At 36.1% G+C, this 20,623-nt stretch carries 20 protein-coding genes; 4 read left to right on the top strand and 16 right to left on the bottom strand.

Annotation, left to right across the window (positions count from 1 at the left end; translation table 11 throughout):
- Positions 1-10: 10 nt before the first annotated feature.
- The 12 genes from DKG77_RS12705 to DKG77_RS12760 all read right to left on the bottom strand — a co-directional run bounded on the left by DKG77_RS12705 (position 11) and on the right by DKG77_RS12760 (position 12,695).
- Entirely contained in the window at positions 11-1,090 is a 1,080-nt protein-coding gene (locus tag DKG77_RS12705) for an AMP-binding protein (protein ID WP_109663483.1), read from the bottom strand.
- A complete protein-coding gene (locus DKG77_RS12710) occupies positions 1,071-2,009 on the bottom strand; it encodes a CPBP family intramembrane glutamic endopeptidase (RefSeq protein ID WP_109663485.1) in 939 nt (312 codons plus the stop codon). The genes DKG77_RS12705 and DKG77_RS12710 overlap by 20 nt, the downstream gene beginning before the upstream one ends.
- Positions 2,000-3,052, bottom strand: coding sequence for an o-succinylbenzoate synthase (locus tag DKG77_RS12715; RefSeq protein ID WP_109663487.1), 1,053 nt, complete (start codon positions 3,050-3,052; stop codon positions 2,000-2,002). Before DKG77_RS12715 ends, DKG77_RS12710 begins: the two co-directional genes overlap by 10 nt.
- A 111-nt stretch (positions 3,053-3,163) precedes the next feature.
- Positions 3,164-5,125, bottom strand: a complete 1,962-nt coding sequence (locus DKG77_RS12720; protein WP_109663805.1) for a histidine kinase dimerization/phosphoacceptor domain -containing protein — start codon at positions 5,123-5,125, stop codon at positions 3,164-3,166.
- A gap of 558 nt (positions 5,126-5,683) precedes the next feature.
- Complete coding sequence (locus tag DKG77_RS12725) at positions 5,684-6,439, bottom strand: LytR/AlgR family response regulator transcription factor (RefSeq protein WP_109663488.1); 756 nt, start codon at positions 6,437-6,439, stop codon at positions 5,684-5,686.
- Between the two features lie 33 nt (positions 6,440-6,472).
- A complete protein-coding gene (gene menA / locus DKG77_RS12730) occupies positions 6,473-7,381 on the bottom strand; it encodes a 1,4-dihydroxy-2-naphthoate octaprenyltransferase (protein ID WP_109663490.1) in 909 nt (302 codons plus the stop codon).
- A 2-nt stretch (positions 7,382-7,383) separates the two neighbouring features.
- Positions 7,384-7,983 (bottom strand): SPOR domain-containing protein, encoded by a 600-nt coding sequence (locus tag DKG77_RS12735; protein WP_109663492.1) that lies wholly within the window; start codon positions 7,981-7,983, stop codon positions 7,384-7,386.
- A gap of 164 nt (positions 7,984-8,147) precedes the next feature.
- Entirely contained in the window at positions 8,148-8,978 is an 831-nt protein-coding gene (locus DKG77_RS12740) for a CvfB family protein (RefSeq protein WP_109663493.1), read from the bottom strand.
- A gap of 75 nt (positions 8,979-9,053) precedes the next feature.
- On the bottom strand, positions 9,054-9,395 hold the full coding sequence (locus DKG77_RS12745; RefSeq protein ID WP_109663495.1) for a DUF2853 family protein: 342 nt from the start codon (positions 9,393-9,395) through the stop codon (positions 9,054-9,056).
- Between the two features lie 40 nt (positions 9,396-9,435).
- Positions 9,436-11,175 (bottom strand): 2-succinyl-5-enolpyruvyl-6-hydroxy-3-cyclohexene-1-carboxylic-acid synthase, encoded by a 1,740-nt coding sequence (gene menD, locus DKG77_RS12750; RefSeq protein ID WP_109663496.1) that lies wholly within the window; start codon positions 11,173-11,175, stop codon positions 9,436-9,438.
- Between the two features lie 55 nt (positions 11,176-11,230).
- Positions 11,231-12,292, bottom strand: a complete 1,062-nt coding sequence (locus tag DKG77_RS12755) for a chorismate-binding protein (RefSeq protein WP_109663498.1) — start codon at positions 12,290-12,292, stop codon at positions 11,231-11,233.
- Positions 12,273-12,695 carry a PaaI family thioesterase gene (locus tag DKG77_RS12760; protein ID WP_109663500.1) on the bottom strand — a complete coding sequence of 141 codons (423 nt, stop codon included), beginning with the start codon at positions 12,693-12,695 and terminating at the stop codon, positions 12,273-12,275. Before DKG77_RS12760 ends, DKG77_RS12755 begins: the two co-directional genes overlap by 20 nt.
- A gap of 74 nt (positions 12,696-12,769) precedes the next feature.
- Between DKG77_RS12760 and DKG77_RS12765 the strand changes: the two genes are divergently transcribed.
- Positions 12,770-13,405, top strand: a complete 636-nt coding sequence (locus DKG77_RS12765; protein WP_313789957.1) for an alpha/beta hydrolase — start codon at positions 12,770-12,772, stop codon at positions 13,403-13,405.
- 4 nt (positions 13,406-13,409) lie between these two features.
- Positions 13,410-13,808: a VOC family protein gene (locus tag DKG77_RS12770; protein WP_109663503.1), complete on the top strand. Its 399-nt coding sequence runs from the start codon at positions 13,410-13,412 to the stop codon at positions 13,806-13,808.
- Here DKG77_RS12770 and DKG77_RS12775 read toward each other — a convergent pair.
- The 4 genes from DKG77_RS12775 to DKG77_RS12790 form a co-directional block, all read right to left on the bottom strand.
- Positions 13,801-14,730, bottom strand: a complete 930-nt coding sequence (locus tag DKG77_RS12775; protein ID WP_109663505.1) for a hypothetical protein — start codon at positions 14,728-14,730, stop codon at positions 13,801-13,803. The two genes, DKG77_RS12770 and DKG77_RS12775, sit on opposite strands and share 8 nt — an antisense overlap.
- An 84-nt stretch (positions 14,731-14,814) precedes the next feature.
- Complete coding sequence (locus DKG77_RS12780) at positions 14,815-16,071, bottom strand: NAD(P)/FAD-dependent oxidoreductase (protein ID WP_109663507.1); 1,257 nt, start codon at positions 16,069-16,071, stop codon at positions 14,815-14,817.
- A 1-nt stretch (position 16,072) separates the two neighbouring features.
- Positions 16,073-17,083, bottom strand: a complete 1,011-nt coding sequence (locus tag DKG77_RS12785; RefSeq protein WP_109663509.1) for a 4-hydroxyproline epimerase — start codon at positions 17,081-17,083, stop codon at positions 16,073-16,075.
- A complete protein-coding gene (locus DKG77_RS12790; protein WP_109663511.1) occupies positions 17,084-17,992 on the bottom strand; it encodes a dihydrodipicolinate synthase family protein in 909 nt (302 codons plus the stop codon).
- A gap of 129 nt (positions 17,993-18,121) precedes the next feature.
- Between DKG77_RS12790 and DKG77_RS12795 the strand changes: the two genes are divergently transcribed.
- Positions 18,122-18,964: an AraC family transcriptional regulator gene (locus DKG77_RS12795; protein WP_109663512.1), complete on the top strand. Its 843-nt coding sequence runs from the start codon at positions 18,122-18,124 to the stop codon at positions 18,962-18,964.
- A 73-nt stretch (positions 18,965-19,037) separates the two neighbouring features.
- Positions 19,038-20,594 carry a M28 family peptidase gene (locus tag DKG77_RS12800; protein ID WP_109663514.1) on the top strand — a complete coding sequence of 519 codons (1,557 nt, stop codon included), beginning with the start codon at positions 19,038-19,040 and terminating at the stop codon, positions 20,592-20,594.
- Positions 20,595-20,623 lie beyond the last annotated feature (29 nt).

Consider the following 20,623-nt stretch of genomic DNA (forward strand, 5'->3'; position numbering starts at 1 on the left):
TCGCTTGAATTTACAAAACTTCACCTAGTTGGAGTAAAGTTTTTTTACGATCTATCTTACCGCTTTCGGTTTCAATAAATGACGTTAAAGAATGGATTTCCTTTGGAATCTCATATTTGGTTAATTCCTTCAGTGTTTTCATTTTTTCAAATAACTCGGTTTTTGATGCTCTTCCCTCTTCAACAAATAAAACAAGCTTTTGCCCCAGCTTTTTATCTGGCATCCCAGCGACAAAAAAACGAGAATGTATTATTGATGATAGTTTTAATTCTATCTGTTCGGGCACCAATTTAATTCCTCCCGAATTAATAATTGAATCATACCTGCCAATCCATCTAAACTGTCTGTCCCCCATTAATTCAACAATGTCATTGGTAACAACTTTATCATCAGAAATATGAGGTGCTGAAATCACCAAACAGTCTCTATCATCGGTTGACACGTTAATGTTGGGCAGCAGCTCAAAACTGTCAGAAACATGCTCATTAAGTCTTTTTACAGCTATGTGGGTAATGGTTTCCGTCATTCCATACGTCTCAAATACCATGTTAGAAACCAATTCCAATTTTTCTTTTAAGCTCTTGGCGATTGCGGCTCCTCCAATTATCAAAGTAGCAATTTGTGAGAGTTGGTCCAGAGAGTTTTCAACCTGAAGGGGTACCATGGCAGCAAAATCGTAATTAGTTTGAATCTTTGCCAGTGGAGTTGATGACGGTTCTTCGCAGTCTATTTCCATTCCTAAAACCATAGCTCTTACCAGCATCATTTTCCCTGCTATTCCAGTGCATGGAAGGCATAGCAGTGCAGTATCGCCCTGGCCAATACTAAAATATTTACCTGTAGCCATGGCCGAATTGACCATGTGTTCCTTTTTTAGAACGATTTTTTTAGGTTTCCCCGTTGAACCAGAGGTGTACACTTCCAAAGTAGGTTTATCGGCAGACCAATCCAACATAAACTCTCCTATGGACTTCTGATAAGGTGCTCCTTCTTTGACCAGGCTATATCCAATTTCTAAAAGCTCATTGTACGAATAATGAACGCCATTGAGCTTAAAACTTGGGTGGATTCTATGCCAAATTAGATTCATTTTTATTTAGAGCTACAAATTCGTCTTTGGTGAGTACTTTGCCAAACAGCTTGTCTTTCCAATTTTTCCACCCATATTTTCTTGAGAAGATGAGCAACAGAATTGGATAGAGCACAAATACAGGAATTAAAACATCCCAGCCCAAAACAGGTTCAGAAATATCAAGGTAAATGGAATCTGTTTGGAAGGCGGTCCAATCCGCTGTAACCAAAAGAGCCGTTATTAAATTGTTCGCAGCATGAAAACCAAGTGCCAACTCTAGCCCTTCATCCATTAAGGTTAGTATGCCAAGAAAAAAACCTGTTCCTATGTAATAAATCATAATGCCATAGCCCAATTTGTCCACTTCTGGGTTTGCAATATGCATTAACCCAAAGAGAACAGAAGTTACTATAAGCGGTAACCAGCGGTTCTTAGCCATAATACCCAAGCCTTGCATCATATGCCCTCTAAAAAGGTATTCTTCAAAACTCGTTTGCAAAGGAATCAAAAGAATGGCAATAATGGCCAAGGGTATGAATTTGGTCAAATTAAAATTAAGCACATAGTTATCTGGAGAAAAGTAAATATCGGCTGCAGTTAATAAAATGGTAATAACTCCCCATATTCCAAAAGCAAAAGAGATTCTCTTCCAGTCTACTTTCTTTCTAGATGTTGTCAATGAGCTAATGGACTGTTGATGTACATATTTAACCCATAAGAGTAGCAACAAAAGTCCTACTATCAATGGTAAAATTGATTCTACCAAGAATCTATTTGTTCCCTTTCTTTCTATTTCGGATCGTATAAGAGCTTCTACATCAATATCTAAAAATTGGATAATTAAATAATTCAAAACCATAAGACCAATAAACCCTACTGGAAATATAAAATATTTCCAAAGTCCTAAAGTGCCCTTGTAACCTTGTTCTACGTACATAAATCTTCTATTAAATTAGTCTTCCAATTTTTGTCTTTTCTATAAAATAGTTTTCCTTTAGAAACCTCTAAAGGACTGTCAAGATTGTTGGTGAACAAGCTCCCCGTACCCAAACCTTGTGGCATGCTGGTTTTTAATGAGTAAGTCCATTGTGCAATGGCATTAAGTCCAACATTGCTTTCCAATGCACTGGTCACCCACCATCCAATATTAAATTTTTCGGCTAAATCTATCCATTCATTGCACCTTGCATAACCACCTAACAAACTTGGTTTTAAAATGATGTATTGTGGTTGAATGGTTTGTAGTAATTTTTCTTTTTCCGTTACAGTAAAAATGCCAATTAATTCTTCATCCAAAGCAATTGGCAAAGGAGTCTGCAGGCAAAGCTCTGACATTGCCCGCCAATTGTTAGGTTTAATGGGCTGCTCAATGGAATGGATATGGTATTCTGATAATTGTTTTAGCTTCTCTAGTGCATTCTCTTCGGTAAAGGCTCCATTTGCATCAACACGAAGCTCAATCTCTTCTGGAGCAAAGATTTCTCGGATGGATTTTAAAATGGACAGTTCTTTTTCAAATTCTATGGCTCCGATCTTCATTTTAATACAACCAAAGCTATCCCGCAGTTTTTGTTCTAATTGTGAAAGCATAAAGGATTCATCTCCCATCCAAATTAAACCGTTAATGGAGATTGGAGATTCATTTTTGGTGAATCCGGATGGAAACAGCTCAAAAGGATTGTCTGAATTGAAGGATATAAAAGCTTGCTCCAAACCAAACTGGATAGACGGAAATTCTTTGAGCTGCTTTAATAATTCTTCTTCGCCCAAATGAATGTTATTGCAAACCCATGAAAGCTGGGTTTCATAACTGGGGACATCATCAACACTCAACCCTCTTAAAATGCCACACTCGCCAATTCCAAAACGTCCATCTTCTTGAAAAATAAGAAACCATGTTTCTTTTTCAGTCATTACACCACGAGATGTTCCGCTAGGGGCTTTAAATTTAAGAATGTACTTTTTATAGGTAGCTTTCATCCAATGGTTTCAAATTTAATCATATTTTGAATCTAAAGGACAGAAGATGGTGGGCTATAAAGGAATATAAGTTTTAACGGAAAAAGAAGCACTTGAGTCTGGGCAATACAATCAATTGAAATTAAACCAAAAACGAACTCCTTCGCTTGCTTTGTCAATATTCAATTTGGATTGAAGTTGATTTACCAGTCTATTCATTAATCGGATGCCCATAGAGGAATGGGTTCGTTCTTCCGTATCTTCAGGAAGTCCTACCCCGTTATCTGTATATTCAAAGTATCCTTGTTCTCCATTTTTTCGGAGATGGATATAAATTTTTCCGTTTTCGTCATTCTCTGGAAAAGCGTACTTAAAAGAGTTTGAAACCAATTCATTTAAGATCAAGCCAAATGGAATGGCCCTATCAATATCCAGTTCTGTGCCTTCTGCATCAATGGTGATACTGATGTTATGTCCTCCTTTTTTATAAACGGACTGCACACTGTTAATAAGACTTTCGATATAGCCTTGCATTTCAATAACGGACAAATCGTCATTTTGATACAGTTTCTGATGGATAAGTGCCATGGCCTTTACCCTGCTTTTACCTTCTTCCAATGCTTCAATGGCAGCTTTGCTTCTTGTATTTTTAGTCTGTAAGCTCAATAGGCTGGAAACCATTTGAAGATTATTCTTTACCCTGTGATGAATCTCTTTTAATAGTGAATCCTTTTCAACAAGTGCATTCTCTATGATATGTTTTTGTTCTGCAATCAATCGTTGGTTCTTTATACTTTTTAAATAAGCATAGACCAAGCCTGCAAAACCGAGTAACGTAAAGATCAGTGAGATAAAAACCAGATTGATTCGCTCATCCTTAGCTTTCATTTCGCTACGTGCGAGTTCATTGATTTGCTTTTGTTCATCTATTAAACGCTGTGAATTTTCTAAATCCTCATTGGCTACAATAGTGACCAACTGTTGCTTTATGATAGAAGATTGTGTTTGTGTAAGGGAATCCTTTATTTTCTCATTACGTTTATAGTAGGTAGCTGCATTCTTAAAGTTCTCAACTTTATCATAATATGCTGCAAGTAAACTGTTGCGTTTAATATTTTGCAACGTGTTTATATTTTCAAAGTCAATGTTCAAACTTTTCTTAGCAGCAGAAAATCTTTCCAACTGCAAATTCGCATCGGCTAGATTAAGGGTGTTCTCAATGACTTCGCTTTTATGGAAATTTTTAGAAGAGGTAGTCAAAACTTCAATACTATTTTGCAATAATGGTATTGCGTCTTCATACTCATTTAATAGTACATGGCACTTTCCAATATTACCTTCTATCTCTGCTTTTAACAGATCGCTTTCAAAAAGTTGTTCTTCTGTTTTTGGCTTAGAAATGTCGTTAAGAAAAACATCTAAATATGCCTTGGCTTTTTTCAATTCACTCAACGCAGTTGGTGCAGAATTGTCCAATCTTAGGTAGTTTCCAACTTTGCTGTGGTATTTTGCCAGACCATAAGAATCATTATCTGCAATGGTGGGTTTAACCTCCATTATATATTGGTTTCTGGCTTTTCTGTACAACCCTAAATTACTGTAGATATCATAGAAAGCAACATTTTCTGTTAAGCCAAGCTCCCTTTTTTCCTTTCTGATTTCTATCTGTTTATCATATAGTTTAAGGTTGGAATAATTATCATCCAATACATCTAAAACAATTTTTTTGGAACTGGAGTCCAAAGAGTCCTTAGCAGCGTAAAGCTCTTTTGCCAAAGCAATACTTTTATCATATTCCCCCAAATCATTGTAGACCTGTGTCTGCATTACCTTATAAAGACGTGTGGCAATGGTATCATTGGTCTTTTGGGAGTTTGAAAGATATATTTTAATAGTGTCCAACCAATCATATGCGGAGTTAACATTGTATCGATCTATGGAGTTGAAAAAAACATCGAACCGGTTTGAAGGACCATTGGTGTCCTGGAACTCTTTTAAAGCGCTTTCCTCTTCATTCCCTATAGATTGTGCGGACACATTCAACAGAAAAACAAAAAACAAAGCCGAGAAAATCCTTTTTAAGTAACGTCCCATTAATATACTTCGCGTAATTGCAGAAAGATTTAGAAAGTCTATAATTAATTTTTTATGCTTACTGTTATTTGTATCGATCTTCTCATAAGAAAACCTGTCATTATGCTGAATGATCAATACACAAAACCATGGTTATTGTAAGCAACATTTCTAATTGTTGCTGTATATAAAGAACGCTAGTTTAGACACAAAATTAAATCCAATCTAAAGGAGTTATTGGGTATTGTTGTGAAAGTGTCCATTTCTGTTGTGAAAAGGCCTTGGGCATATGTAAAAAAGCCTTTTGTCGATGTTTTGTGCATTTCATGGATTACGAACCTAGTGTAACCAAAAAAGGTCCTGTCAAATTTGACAAGACCCTTTTACGAGAACACTATATGAAAATGAAAAAATTACTTTTCTGAATTAATTACACTACTAAAGTATGAGCACAAACAAACAGTAGAAAAATATTGTTGTGAACTGGTCAAAAGTTGTGGTTATTCAAGGTATACGAGATAATTGGACAAAAAAAAGTGCCAAACGGCACTTTTAAAATCATTGTCAAATGGATAAGAATTAACTATTCATTGAAGAAATTATGAACTCTTTAAAATCCTTTGATATTGGTATCAAGTTATTGTTAATTACAATATCTTTTGAATTGATCGCATCAATATGATCTACATTAACTATGTAGGACTTATGTGCTCTATAAAATTTATTCTTAGGCAATTTCTCCAAATAGTCCTTCAATGGAGAGCGAACCAAAAACTTTTTATCTACAGTATTTACTTCTAAATATACATTGTCCGCTTTGATGAACTGTATATCACCAAACTGTATTCTATAATACAAGTGCTGTTTCTTAACAAAGATTGAATCCTTTAAAACAGAATTGGAAGTAAAAGTATCGCCTTCGTTCCCAGCTATTTCCTTGCTATTCTCTTTTCTAGCATAATTAAAATTAGAAAGTGCTATTTCAATGGACGTGTATAAATCTTGTTGCTCAAAAGGTTTAACCAAGTATCCATCTGGTTTAACCGTCTTGGCATTCTCAACGGTAGCCCTATCTGAATTGGAAGTCACAAAAATGAACGGAATGTTATATGCGTCCCTAATGTGTTTCCCTAGATCTATACCTGTTTTATCAGAAGCCAAGATAATATCAATAAGCACCAAGTCTACATGGTTATTTTTTAATACCTCAACCGCTTGCTCGTAAACTATTACATTGTCAACAATCTCATACCCGATTTCTTCAAGCATGGATTGCATATCATCTGCAATAATTACATTGTCCTCTACAATTAGTATTTTAATGGGGTGTTCCAAGTTTCGTAATGTTTAGTGAGTTGTCAATCAAAATTACAAAAAATTATTAACTGCCATGAAGAATAGCAAGGAGAGCAAAAAAGTGCTCAACGCTAATTTTTTGAGTTCGCCATCAAGCTTTCCTGGTTCTTTTGTAATCGCCACTCTTCGGACATGAATTAAAATTGGTAAAAAAGCCAGCATATAAAATGAATGGAGAACGTCTATATTTTCAATCCACGTGTAACTCAAAAGACATAGAAATGCCAACGTGATTAGAAAAAAATGGTAGTGCTTACCATTTTCAAAGCCCATTTTAACGACCAAGGTATTTTTACCGTGTTTTTTATCTGAAGAAATGTCCCTAAGGTTATTCAAGTTTAACACACCTACGCACAACAAACCAATAGTTATTGCAGGCAGTACAGAAGTCCAGGTCAACGATTTTGTATAAAGAAACATACTCCCCAATACACCAACCAATCCGAAAAACAGGAATACAAATACATCTCCTAAACCTTTGTAACCATACGGTGCAGAACCCATTGTGTATCTGATAGCGGCCCAAATGGACAAGATTCCCAGCACAAAAAAGAAAGCGATATATAGAAGGTTTCCTTTTCCGAACGCAAAATAAATCAACCCCATTGCTATGAGCATACTAATTGCCGAGGCGGTAATTATGCCTTTTTTAAGTTCAGATTGTGTTAGTAATCCACTTTGTAGGGCTCTGGCAGGGCCAATTCTATCTTCATCATCAGTTCCCTTAACACCATCCCCGTAATCGTTTGCAAAATTTGAAGTGACTTGAAAACCTACCGTAGTCAACAATGCCAATACAAAAATGGAAAGCTCAAAAAAATCTTGCTTTCTTGCCAATGCGGTTCCAACAATAATTCCTGACAGAGATAATGGAAGTGTTCTTAACCTGGCAGCTTGCAACCAAGCCTTAGCTTTAGCCAAAACTAATAAGGGTCTTCTATTTTAACTCTTTTCCCATCTTGGTAAGAAGCAACAAAAGCATCTTTAAAACCCATGTTAACGAGTTGTTTTCTAAATGATTGAGCTTCATCCAATGTTTCAAAGTTTCCTAAAGAATATGCGTAGAAAGGATTGGTTTTGACAAAAAGAGTATTTGTAAGGGCTTCAGAAGCAAGGGTGACATTATTTTCCACAAATGATTTTACCTGAACCGAGTAAACCTTTTCCTTATCTAAGAATGCCTTTGCCAAGTAAAATTCCTTAACCAAACTAAGCTCCTCATTCTGTACTTTAAGGTTACCTATTCTTGTTTTTATTGCATCCAAGCTATCAATGGAAACAAGCAGATTGTTTTGATTTTCAAATGAATTTTTACTGCTAAGTCCAGCAGTAAAAGATGTAATGGCAAGTGTGCCAACAACAAAAAGCGCAGTAAAGCCGAGCAGTATATTACGATGCAGTCTTACTTTTCGCAAGTCTTTGTTTTTATACTTTATTTGATCCAAAAGTCTTTCGTTAATAATCTGGGCCTTATCTAAATCCTTATGCAGGTCCAACAAATCACTTTCTTCAATAAAAGGCATACTAGGAGGGTTATGATTTCTGACTTAATGCTAAAAGCATAATTGTCAACGAGTTAATATCTATTTATACAAAAGTAAAATTTTTGATCCAAGAAAAAAACTTAACAGTACCAATTTAATTTATTTTGAATCAACAATTTCGTAATGCATTTATTAATAAGTAGTTATACAAGATAAATACCATCATCTGCAATGGTGATTTTTCTTTCCTTGTACAATGTGCCTATTGCTTTTTTAAACGATTTTTTACTAATGTGCAATGTATTTTTGATTTTGTCAGGTTCAGATTTATCATGTAAAGGCAAAAAACCATTGCTTTCCTTTAACTTTTCAAAAATGAATTTTGCAGTTGGTTCCAGCATTTTAGAACCCGTCTGTTGCAAAGAAACATCCACTTTGTTGTCTGGCCTTACCGTTTTTATGTACCCTTTAAGTCTATCCCCAATGGCCATTGGTTTAAAAATATCGCTTTCAAATATTAGCCCCTTGTATTTGTCCTCTATGATAACTTCATAACCCAAAGGTGTTTTTCTGCTCACCATTATTTCAACTTCACTGTTCACTTCTAAATCAAAACCTTCATTGGACAAAAACTTGTTTAATCTACTAGAACCTGTTAGCCTAAAGGTTTCTTCATCTAAATAACAATGGACAACATATTTTTTCCCTTCTTCCATATCAATTCCTTGCTCCCTAAAAGGAACAAGCAAATGCTTCTCTAAACCCCAATCCATAAAAGCACCATAAGCACCTACTTCAACAACTTTAAGAAAAGCAAATCCATTTCTTTTCACAAAAGGCTTAAGTGTTGTAGCTATAGGGCGTTCGCCATTGTCTAGGTAACAAAAAACCTCTAAATCACCATCAATTTCAAAATCATCTGGAACATATTTGTTAGGTAGGAGTACTTCTGTTCCCTCATCATCTCCTAAAAACAAACCAATGCTTGTGCTCCTTAACACTTTTAGAGTGTTGTAATTTCCCAATTCTATCATAGGACAAAGGTAGATTGAAATATGGGTATAAAAAAAGCCGCTTTGCAGCAGCTTTCTTTACATAACAGTTTTATGCTAATTATAAATAGATTCTTTTCCAAAATGCTTGGCCAACATATAATAAATAACCGCACGATGCTTGTTCTTGTCCGATCTTCCATACTTATCAATAACGCTATTGATAGCATCCATTAAATCAGAACTATCTGCGAGCCCCAATTTCTTTATCAAGAAGTTGTTTTTTACAGTTTGTAATTCCTTATCATCTGATCCAGAAACTTTTGAAGCATCCAAATTGTAGATAGCCGGTCCTAGCCCTATAGCAACTTTGGTCAACAAATCCATATTTGGCGTTTCACCAAACTTGTCTTTAATGTCCGCGGCATACTTAACAATTAAATCATCTCTTTTACTCATGGTAGTTAGTGTTCTTAAAGATTAAAATATTACTTAGGTTCTAAGATATAAAATCGAAGTAACTAAGCAAAATTTTGTTGTTCTCTAACCGTGGGGTAAACACTTCTAAAATTTTGGGTGTTTCCGAAGCATCATAGAAGTCTTTCAAAACAGTGTCCAATTGTTTTTCATCCTCAACTTTTTCATATTTGAACCCGTGCATTTTAGCTAAATCACATGCCGTTTGTTGATGGGTGGTTTCAAAAAAAGCAGAAAATTCATCCGTATCTTCTTGCCCTGGCAAAATTCTAAAAATACCTCCGCCAGAATTATTGACGAGTATTATCCTAAAATCTGATCTTTTGTAATTGTTCCAAAGACCATTACAATCGTAAAAAAAACTAAGGTCACCTGTAATCAATACCGTTGGTGAGTTTTCATGGATAGAAGCTCCAATTGCAGTTGAAGTACTGCCATCAATACCGCTAGCACCTCTATTGCAAAAGACTCTTAATGATTGATCCATGGGGAACAATTGACTGTACCTAATAGTGGAACTGTTTGCCAAATGGACTTGATAGCCTTTTGGTATGTGCTTCTGTATCTGGCTGAACGCCATAAAGTCTGAAAAAATAATTTCTGACAAATATGTTTCCCTCTTACTTTCATAGCCATCCCTTACCCTACTCCAATATGAGTTGTAATTACTTTCGACTATCTGTTTTGAAGTTATTATCGATTTAAAGAAAAACGTAGGGGAAACTTTGATATGTTTTGAAAGGCAAAAAAAGGTGTCGAATGCCCTTTTCTCATTAACATGCCAATGCGTTTTAGGTTTATACTTTCTTAAAAAGGCCTTTATTTTTTTTGAAACGATCAATCCGCCAAATGTGACCAGTAAATCAGGTCTAAGCGCTTCAAAAAACTCTTCTCGTCTATCCGACTTCTCTATAGGTGCAATGATACTATCGATACTCGGAAAGAAATTTGGATGATGAACATTGGAGGTCGTTTCAGTAAATACCAAAACGGAGTCATCATCTGCCAACATTTCCAAAACTTCATTATCAATTGAGTTGGGCTGATTTACCCCTACCAAAACCATTTTACGTTTACTAGAACTCCAAATGGATATCAATTCCTCCAAATTTTGGATTTCTTGACTGTTTCTGGCGGAGACCTTGGTGTTTTGAATATTTATACCAGCTTCCCCAGAAAGTCCATACAATGGTTCCTCAAAAGGTATGTTGATATGCACTGGTGTCTTTTCCAAAATTACTTTTTCCAATGCGGATGCTAGCTCAACTTCATTGTATTTCTGAATTTCTTCTTGGGTTTCTCTAGGACCCACTTCATTTAAAGACAAATATGTCTCGGTGGCATGACTGGCATCTTGTTTCAAATTGGCCGAATACCCAATATGATTCTCAAAAACATTCTTTTGGCGAATGGTCTGTCCATCTCCAATATCAATTTTATAATCAGGCCTATCAGCAGAAATGGCAATCAACGGAATATCACTATAAAATGCCTCCACTACCGCAGGGTAATAGTTCAAAAGAGCACTCCCAGATGTGCAAACCAAAGCTACCGGCTCTTGCAACTGCTGGGCCATTCCTAAAGCAAAGAACCCGGCGCACCTTTCATCCACAATGCTAAAACAATTAAAAAAAGAGTTTTTGGTGAAGCTCAATGTTAATGGAGCATTTCTAGATCCAGGAGAAATAACAATATTTTTGATTCCCCAAGATTTAAAGTAAAGAACAAGAGTCTGTGCCGAGGGAATATTTGAATACATCATTGGTAACAAAAATACATCTCAAAAAGATATTCGCCTAAAATTCCATACCATGAAATTAGATGATGTTCAACATGGTCTTACTTTTGTTCTGTGTCTCAGACCATTCACGTTCTGGATTGGATGCCGAAGTAATACCTCCTCCAACAAAAATAGAGGCATTTTGATCACTGATTTCCATGCATCTTAAATTAACAAAGAGATTCATCTCTCTTTCTTTATTAAGGTTGAGTTCCCCTAAGAACCCAGTGTAATACGTACGTTTATAACTTTCGTTTTGCACAATAAAAGCCTTAGCCGCTGAAGTTGGAATTCCGCAAACCGCAGGTGTTGGGTGCAAAGAGGTTATGATATCCTTTATCTGTGCGGTTGCAGATAATTTTCCTTTAATATCGGATTTTAGATGCCATAGGTCGCCCGCTACAATAGATTCGGCCTTGCCCATATTAAATTCTTCCAAACTGTGCACAAGTTTTTCCTTTATATAGTCCGAAACCATTTTTTGTTCTTCGATTTCCTTGCTTCCCCAATTTGGTGAGGAATTCTCTTTTATCGGAAGTGTGGCTGCCAAAGACATTGTCTCCAGTTCTCCGCCAGCAATACGAACCAAAGTCTCAGGGGTTGCGCCACACCAAATACCCACCTTTGGATGGAAAAACAAATAACAGAAAGCATTTGGGTAGTTACTTAAGAGGCTAATAAAAATTTCTTTTGGACTTCTGGAAAGTTTTACCGCTATCTTTCGGGATAAGACGACCTTCGTTAATGCTCCGCTACCAATTTTGTTTATCCCTTTTTCAACTAACTTTAAGTGATTGTACTTGCCTGAATCATTGGTAAATGTTTTAATATCATCCGTTGTTCCTTCTTTTTCAAAAAAAACCTCCAACACCTCATCTGCATGTATTAAAACGGCATTATCATTTAAATCGAAAGGGGCAAAAACGAATCCTTTATCTTCAAAGTCGGTGGTAATATTCAATTCGTCATTAGACTGAAAAACACCAAACACCTTGCTCTCCAAAGGTTTTCGGTAAATTGAAAAAGGATAATCGTTTTCAAGACAGCTATCAACCTTTTCTAGAAGTTTATGAAAATCTTTATTTTTTTGGTAAGGCAATTGTTGTCATTTTACAGTTGGAAATCAACTCACCTTCTTCATTGGTAATTTTTATCTCCCAAAGTTGAGTAGTCCTCCCTTTGTGAAGAATGGTCGCTTTTGCATAAACAAAACCTTCTCGTATTCCTTTTACATGATTGGCCGCAATCTCTATGCCTCTTACGTAAAACTCCTGTCCATCCAAAAAAATATAAGAAGCAGCACTGGCAACACTTTCTGCAAGTGCTACAGATGCACCTCCATGCAGCACGCCGTCTGGTTGATGAACTTTGGGGGTGACCGGCATTCTTGCAATCAAAAAATTCTCACCTACATCCACATAAGTAATATCAAGGGTTTCCATCAATGTACCCTTGCAAATACCATTACAAACGGATAGAATTTTCTCTTTATGTTCGTTCATCCTTGTATTTTTTGTAAAATTACGGAAAGCTATCTCAATAATGTATTTAAGTTAATCCTGACGGAATAGATTTAATGGAAAAGACCGTATCATACTCAACAAAAAACACCTATGTAACCCACAATACTTTGACCTCCAAAACAAAAAATGTTTGGTTTGTATTTCATGGGATTGGTTACTTAAGTAAGTTCTTCATAAAGTATTTTCAAGATTTAGATCCTGATGAGAATTACATCATTGCTCCCCAAGCTCCATCTAAATACTATTTAAAAAATGAGTACAAATATGTTGGAGCAAGTTGGTTAACCAAGGAAAATACTTTGGAAGAAACTGGAAATATCATAAATTACCTTGATGCCGTTTTTGATGCTGAGCAAATACTCCCAGAACATAATCTTATCTTATTTGGGTTTTCTCAAGGAGTATCTATTGCCACACGTTGGGCAGCCAAAAGAAAAATCAAATTCCAAAATCTTGTTCTTTATGCCGGAGGAATACCAAATGAACTAAAAAGAGAAGATTTTGATTATTTGGATTGGAATTTATCCAAAGTAAAAATAGTATTCGGCAATAAAGACGAATACATGAATAGGGAGCGATTAAACATGGAGAAAACTAAAATAACCGACCTATTTAGAGAAAATGCCAAAATCATCAGTTTTGAGGGCGGACATGAAATGAAACCAGAAATCATTAAAACTTTAATTTAACTGTGTGGGAGATATAAAAAGACATTTGGCAAACGTTACCCTTGTTGTAAGAGATTATGACGAGGCCATCGATTTCTATACAAAAAAGTTGGACTTTGAACTTATTGAAGATATTGATCTTGGAGAAGAAAAAAGATGGGTCCTAGTTGCTCCTAATAATGGTCAATGCAATATTTTACTGGGAAAAGCCGTAGGTGATGAACAAAAAGCCGCCATAGGGAACCAGACTGGAGGCAGGGTGTTCCTTTTTTTGCATACCAGTGATTTTTGGGGAGATTACAATCTAATGAAAGAAAAAGGCATAAACTTTAAAGAAAAACCTAGAGAAGAAAATTACGGGACTGTGGTGGTGTTTGAAGATCTTTATGGAAATCTATGGGATTTGTTACAACTAACTAGTTAGGGTTTTCCTTTTTGGTTTCTTCTTCTGGATAATATGTTATTCTGCGGGTTGTATACGAGTTTTCTGGAGTAACAATCTGTTTGATCCAATTCTTCTCTACGTTGCTATCAAATTGAAAGATATATACCTTTTCGGATACCGAGTTTGAAGTCTTGGTAACAATCTTTTCCAACATGCCATCAACATCATAAGAATACAGCATTTTTCTGTCAGAGACGAATTCCTTCTTGGTAGGGCTATGTAGAAAAACTTCTTTTGAAACAATTTTTCCTGTTGTATCAAAAACCTCTTCTATAGCCTTATTGGACTCTCCATCTATGTACTCCTTAGTTAAAACCACTTTTAAAGTGCCTTTGGCATTTTTCCTTTCAGAAGTTCTAATGGATCTTTCCATTATTCCATTTATCAAAAAACTTTTTGTGAGCTCATTTTTAAAAGGTGTGTACTCAACACTTGTTTCATCTACCCCTTCACTGTTCGAGGTTGTGATTTTGACCAGTCTTCCTTTTTCATCATACAAATGCTCTTGTTGCTCTAAAAATTCTTTGTCATAGGAAATAATTTTTTCTAAAACCCTTCTTGGAGCCAATGTATCAATCGAATAAAAGTTCGCCATGGAGGTAGCTTCATCCAGTACGTTGTCCTTATAGCTCTCCATTCGTTTTTCTAGCAGTTCACCATTGTCGTATTTGTAATAGGTAATATCTTGATCAGTATCATTGTACTGCGTGATCGTCTTTGTCAAAAAACCTTCTTCATTAAATTCAAAGAGTTCTTTTCCGTAATCTGTAATAACCAAACATGATTTCACCTTTCCATTTAGATCAAAATCCTGAACCTTAAATGTTTGAATCTCCTGTGTCCACAAAGCATGGGCAAGAAGAAAATAAAAAAAGAAAAAAAAAGCGTAGTTTTTTACCATGGTTCAAAATTACTTCTAAATGAGGCAATTAAAAAATTAATGCTATGATCCTAATCAAAAATAACCTAAAGAAAACAATACTAATTAAAACTTGCGCTCGGGAGCAAAAGAAGTAATTTCCATCGACATGGTTTTTCCAGAAATTATTTCAGAAACCAATTTGCCGGTTGCCGGTCCCAGGCTCCAACCCATCATTGCATGGCCGGTAGCAAATATCAGATTTTTGTATTCCATTGATTTTCCTATATAAGGCAGTCCATCAGGAGTTACAGGTCTTAATCCACATTTGGCGTTTTCTTTATCCTCATTAGAAATTTTAAGTCCTTTGTAAAATTGCTCTGCTCCTTTAGCAATGGCTTCAACCCTTTCTTTTCTTATGATGTTATTGATGCCCGAAAATTCCATGGTTCCAGCAAAACGAGTAAATCCGTTCATTGGGGTGACCGCCATCTTTGCTTCCATTAAAATAGCTGGCATAGAGATATTGGTGGTATCAGCAACATTTATGCGATATCCTTTACCTGCTTGTAATGGTAGTTTTATATTCAATTTTTTAGAAAGGTGGGAAGTCCATGAACCGGCAGCAAAAACAACTTCGTCCGGTTGATAAGTTCCTTTGCTTGTCTTCACTTCTGCTACTCTATCTCCATTAACAACAATATCTAAAACTTCTTCATTTTTATTGATTGCAACCCCATTTTTCGGTAAAAAACCCAACATTCTTTCCATAAATTGCGTTGGAGTCGTATGTCTGTCACATTCATAATGAAAGGCACCAAGAGCATTAAGCTCTATATTTGGTTCCAGTTTTTGTAAACCGTTGGCATCTAAATGACTTACTTCTAGACCTAAGTCCCCTGCCCTTTTTGCAACCTCCATCTCATGATTCCTTTCTTTATCAGTCTGATACATCATTAGGAGTCCTTTTCGCTCCAAATGAAAATCTCCCAAATCTCCTGAAGCCTTTATATCTTCAAAAAGTTCCCTACTCAACAAATTAATGTCCATAATAACTGGCATAGCTTTTTCCACCTTGGACTTTGTAGATGATTTTTTAAAGTACCACGACCATTTCATAAACTCCATGTCAAGTCTAGGTTTTATATAAAACGGACTGGAAGAGTCGAACATGTACTTGATTCCTTTTGAAATCATTCCTGGAGATGCCAAAGGAATTATATGACTTGGAGTTATATACCCGGCATTTACAAAAGAGGCTCCTGAGGTAATATCAGATTTATCCAAAACCGTGACCCGATGGCCCTCTTTTTGTAAAAAATAAGCAGTTGAGAGGCCTACTATACCACCACCTATTACTAAAATATTCTTATTTGACCCCATATTAAATCACCTGAAATCCATACGCGTATGGATCATCATCTGTATCTATTGTAATTGTATTTCTACCATATATCTTGGCCCATCCTTGAACACTAGGTATAATTGCCTTTTTATTGCCCAGTAGAGTTTCTTGTTCTACTTTTCCTACAAATTTAGAACCAATAAAACTTTCATGCACATATTCTTGGCCCAAGTTTAACAGTCCCCTTGCATTTAATTGTGCCATACGAGCTGACGTACCTGTGCCACAAGGAGATCTGTCTATTGCTTTTTCTCCATAAAAAACCGCGTTCCTGCCAGATGAGCCTTCGTCAATTGGTTCACCCGTCCATAAAATATGTGATACGTGATTGATATTCGAATTTTCTGGATGAACAAATTCATTAGGATACTCTTCGTTGATTTTTGTTCGAATTTCTTGAGAAAATTGAATCAATTCACTTGCAGTAAAATCTTGGATTCCTGTGAAATTTGATTGTGGGTCCACAATTGCATAAAAATTTCCTCCAAAACCAACATCAAAAGTTAATTCTCCCAGTACGCCACTTTCAATTTTTAAGTTTTCTGCTGCCAAGTAACTTTTTACATTGGTCAACTTTACCCACTCCACTTTCTCTCCTTGCTTATGATAGTCAATTTCAACTAAACCGGCAGGAGTTTCCAATCTCACTTTTCCAGGTGTTTTGGGCTTTACCAACCCCTCCTCTAAGGCAATGGTCATAGTTCCTATGGTTCCATGACCGCACATGGGCAAACAACCACTGGTTTCTATAAAAAGAACTGCTATATCATTTTCAGGATCGTGAGGCGGATACAATATGCTACCACTCATCATGTCATGACCTCTTGGCTCAAACATTAAACCAGTGCGAATCCAGTCAAATTCTTTCATAAAATACTGTCGCTTTTCTTCCATGGTGTTCCCTTCCAAATTTGGGCCACCTTCTACTACTAGCCGAACTGGGTTTCCGCATGTATGGGCATCAATACACTTGAATATGTGCGTACTCATCTAAAAAATGGGGATTTGAGGTCTGGTCTTTACTCCATGATCTATAATAGAAAGAACTCTATCACGCTCTTTTCCTTGCAGGGGCAACCTAGGTAAACGTACATTCTCTGTTCCTATTCCTGTAGCAACTTCGGCCAGTTTAATATTCTGAACCAACTGCGGGTTAATGTCCAATTCCAACAAAGGCATGAACCAACGGTATATTGCAGTGGCCTCCTCTATCCTTCCTTCTTTTACCAATTGATAAATAGCGACTGTTTCTTTTGGAAAGGCACATACTAAACCAGCTACCCAACCATCTGAGCCCATTAGCAAACTCTCCATAGCTAGGGTATCAACTCCACATAGAATTTTCAATCTTTCGCCAAACCTGTTCCTAATGCGTGTTATGTTCGTTATGTCTCTGGTAGATTCTTTCACTGCCTGTATATTGTCATTTTCCAACAATTCATCAAACATATCCAAGGTAACTTCAATTTTATAATCTACAGGATTGTTGTAGATCATAATTGGCAATGAAGTATTTTGAGCTACCGCTTTAAAATATGCCATTGTTTCATAGTCTGTAGATTTATAACGCATTGGTGGAAGCATCATGAGTCCTTTGGCTCCATATTTCTCCGCTTTTTCTGCCGCCATTATAGCTTTTTTGGTACTCTGCTCGGCTATGTTCATTACTACGGGAACTTTGCCGTCCACTAACCCAACAGTATGCTCAATCAATATTTGTTTTTCATCATCATCCAATGTGCTTGCTTCGCCAAGTGTGCCCCCTAATATTATACCACTGACTCCTGCCTCCAATTGGGCGTTTATATTTACCGTGAACATTTCCATGTCCAACTTATCTTCGTGGGTAAATTTGGTGGTGACTGCGGGCATAACCCCTTTCCAACTAAACTGTGTCATTGTATATTTTATTTTTTACCAAAAATATTATTGCACCTTCTTTTAAACCTCCTGAAAATTATCATATGATAGCGTTATTTTATCCTATTATAAAGAATAACATGTATTTTAAAGGTAATTTTAGAACACATGAAGGTATACGCATTTAAGATACCCAAAAAACCTAGGGAAAATATCACCGTACAAAACGATAAAGGACCAGCCTTTTATGATAAACTTCATCAACACGAAGAAATTCAAATAAGCCAAATCCTTGAAGGTACTGGAAAGTTGATTGCAGGAGATAGTGTTCATTCATTCCAGAGAGGAGATCTATTTGTTATAGGGAGTGGAATACCACACTTTTTCAAGAGTGCCGCTAGCTCTAAAAATTCCCAAATGGTTTCTCTTTTCTTTAGAAAGGATTCTTTTGGCAGTAATTTTTTTGACATTGAGGAAATGAAGGAACTTCAAGGCTTTTTTTCTAATGCCAAAACCGGTTTTAAAACAATTTCTACCAACCGTAAGATTGTTGAATCTATGAAAGGCTTAATTTCTTTGGGACACTTTTCAAGGTTTATGGTTTTAATCCAATTACTTAAAGATTTAAGTGACTCTCCAAAGACCAAGCTTTCTGGGTTTGTACAGCAAAAGCAGGTATCCAACGATCAAGGAGAACGATTACGAGCAGTATTCGATTATGTAATGAAAAACTTTGACCAAAAAATTGAACTGAAGACCGTTGCCAAATTGGTCCACATGACACCCAATGCTTTCTGCAGGTTTTTCAAAGAAAGAACAAATAAGACTTTTTTCAGGTTTTTAATTGAAGTTAGGGTTGAACATGTATGTCAATTGCTTATAAACCATAAAGACATGCCCATTGTGGAAGCTGCAAATACCTCTGGGTTCAACTCCATTTCAAATTTTAATAGAATGTTCAGAGAAATAAAGGGCACTAATCCAACTGAATACCTTCAACATCTATATTAAAACATGTTGTAAAAAAAATCAATCCAGTTGCTATCGTTTCGCTATTTTTGGGAAATTTTGATAGTTAATCACCATGAAAAAAATAATTCTGATTGTTTTGGGTCTTGCATTTTCTTGCAATACCGCTCAAAAAACAGTTTCTGAAGTTTCCAACACAGTAAAAGAAGTGGACCCTGTTGTATTTGGGGAAAGCATTACACAAAATGAACTCAAGGAACATCTGTACATATATGCTTCTGATGAATTTGAAGGAAGGGAAACTGGGCAGCCAGGACAGAAAAAAGCAGTTGCATACCTTAAATCACAGTATGAAACTTTGGGTATACCCGCTGCAAAAAAGGATGGTGATTATTTTCAAAAAGTTCCTTTAGAAGTAGCCAAAGTTCCTAAAGGTAGCATTGAAATTAATGACGCTGTCTTTCAAATAGGTGAAGATGCGGTCACATTTGATGCCGCTAGCGGCACTTACAATGAAGTTGTGTATGTTGGGTACGGAATTGAAGAAGAAAGTTATTCAGACTACGAAGGGGTGGATGTATCAGGAAAACTGGTTTTGATTAAATCCGGAGAACCAACAAATGATGATGGAACATATATGCTTTCTGGTACCAACAAAAAATCTGATTGGAGCAACATGTCTGAAGCCATGGGCAAAAAGTCTAGTTTGGCAGCTGATAAAGGGGCGGTTGGCGTGCTATATTATGATACCCAAAACTACCTTAGATTCAAAGGTTACTTTGATTTTATGAAAAACAACGATAGCGGAAAAATGTCTCTTAGGGAAGAGGTTACCAACAGTTTCATTGTTCTACTGAATCAAAACTCAGCATCCGCTATAATTAAGGACATAGAAAAAAACAATACGGCCGTAGTAGTTTCATCATCCATAAAACTGAATGCCACAAGCGGAAACGATCAAATAAGTTCTGAAAATGTAGTGGCAATTATCAAAGGATCAGAAAAACCCAATGAATATATTGTTGTGTCTTCTCATCTAGATCATATTGGTGTTACCTCAGATGGTCAGATTAATAATGGAGCTGATGACGATGGTTCTGGAAGTGTTGCACTTTTAGAAATAGCGGAAGCTTTTAAGATGGCCAAAGAAGCTGGCCAAGGACCAAAAAGATCAATTGTGTTTTTACATGTTACCGGTGAAGAAAAAGGGCTGTTAGGATCAAAGTATTATACCGACTATGATCCCATTTTGCCATTATCGCAAACAGTTGCCAACCTTAATATTGATATGATTGGCAGAATTGACCCTAAAAGAGAAGGAGATCGGAACTATCTATATCTTATAGGCTCCGATAAACTAAGTACCGATTTACATAATCTTTCGGAGGAAGTAAATAAAAAATATACCAATATTGAGTTTGACTATACCTACAATGATGAAAATGATCCCAATAGATTTTATTACAGAAGTGATCATTACAACTTTGCCAAAAATAACATTCCAATTATTTTCTATTTTAACGGAACCCATGAGGATTATCACAGACCGGGTGACACTCCTGATAAAATAAATTATGACCTTTTAGAGAATAGAACACGTCTTGTGTTTTATACCGCTTGGGAAGTTGCCAATAGGGAAAATAAAGTGGTGGTGGACAAAGTATCCAAGTAAATAGGAATTTCTGAAAAACAAAAAAGCCC

It is taken from the genome of Flagellimonas aquimarina (genome assembly GCF_003149745.1).
Taxonomy (GTDB): Bacteria; Bacteroidota; Bacteroidia; order Flavobacteriales; family Flavobacteriaceae; genus Flagellimonas; species Flagellimonas aquimarina.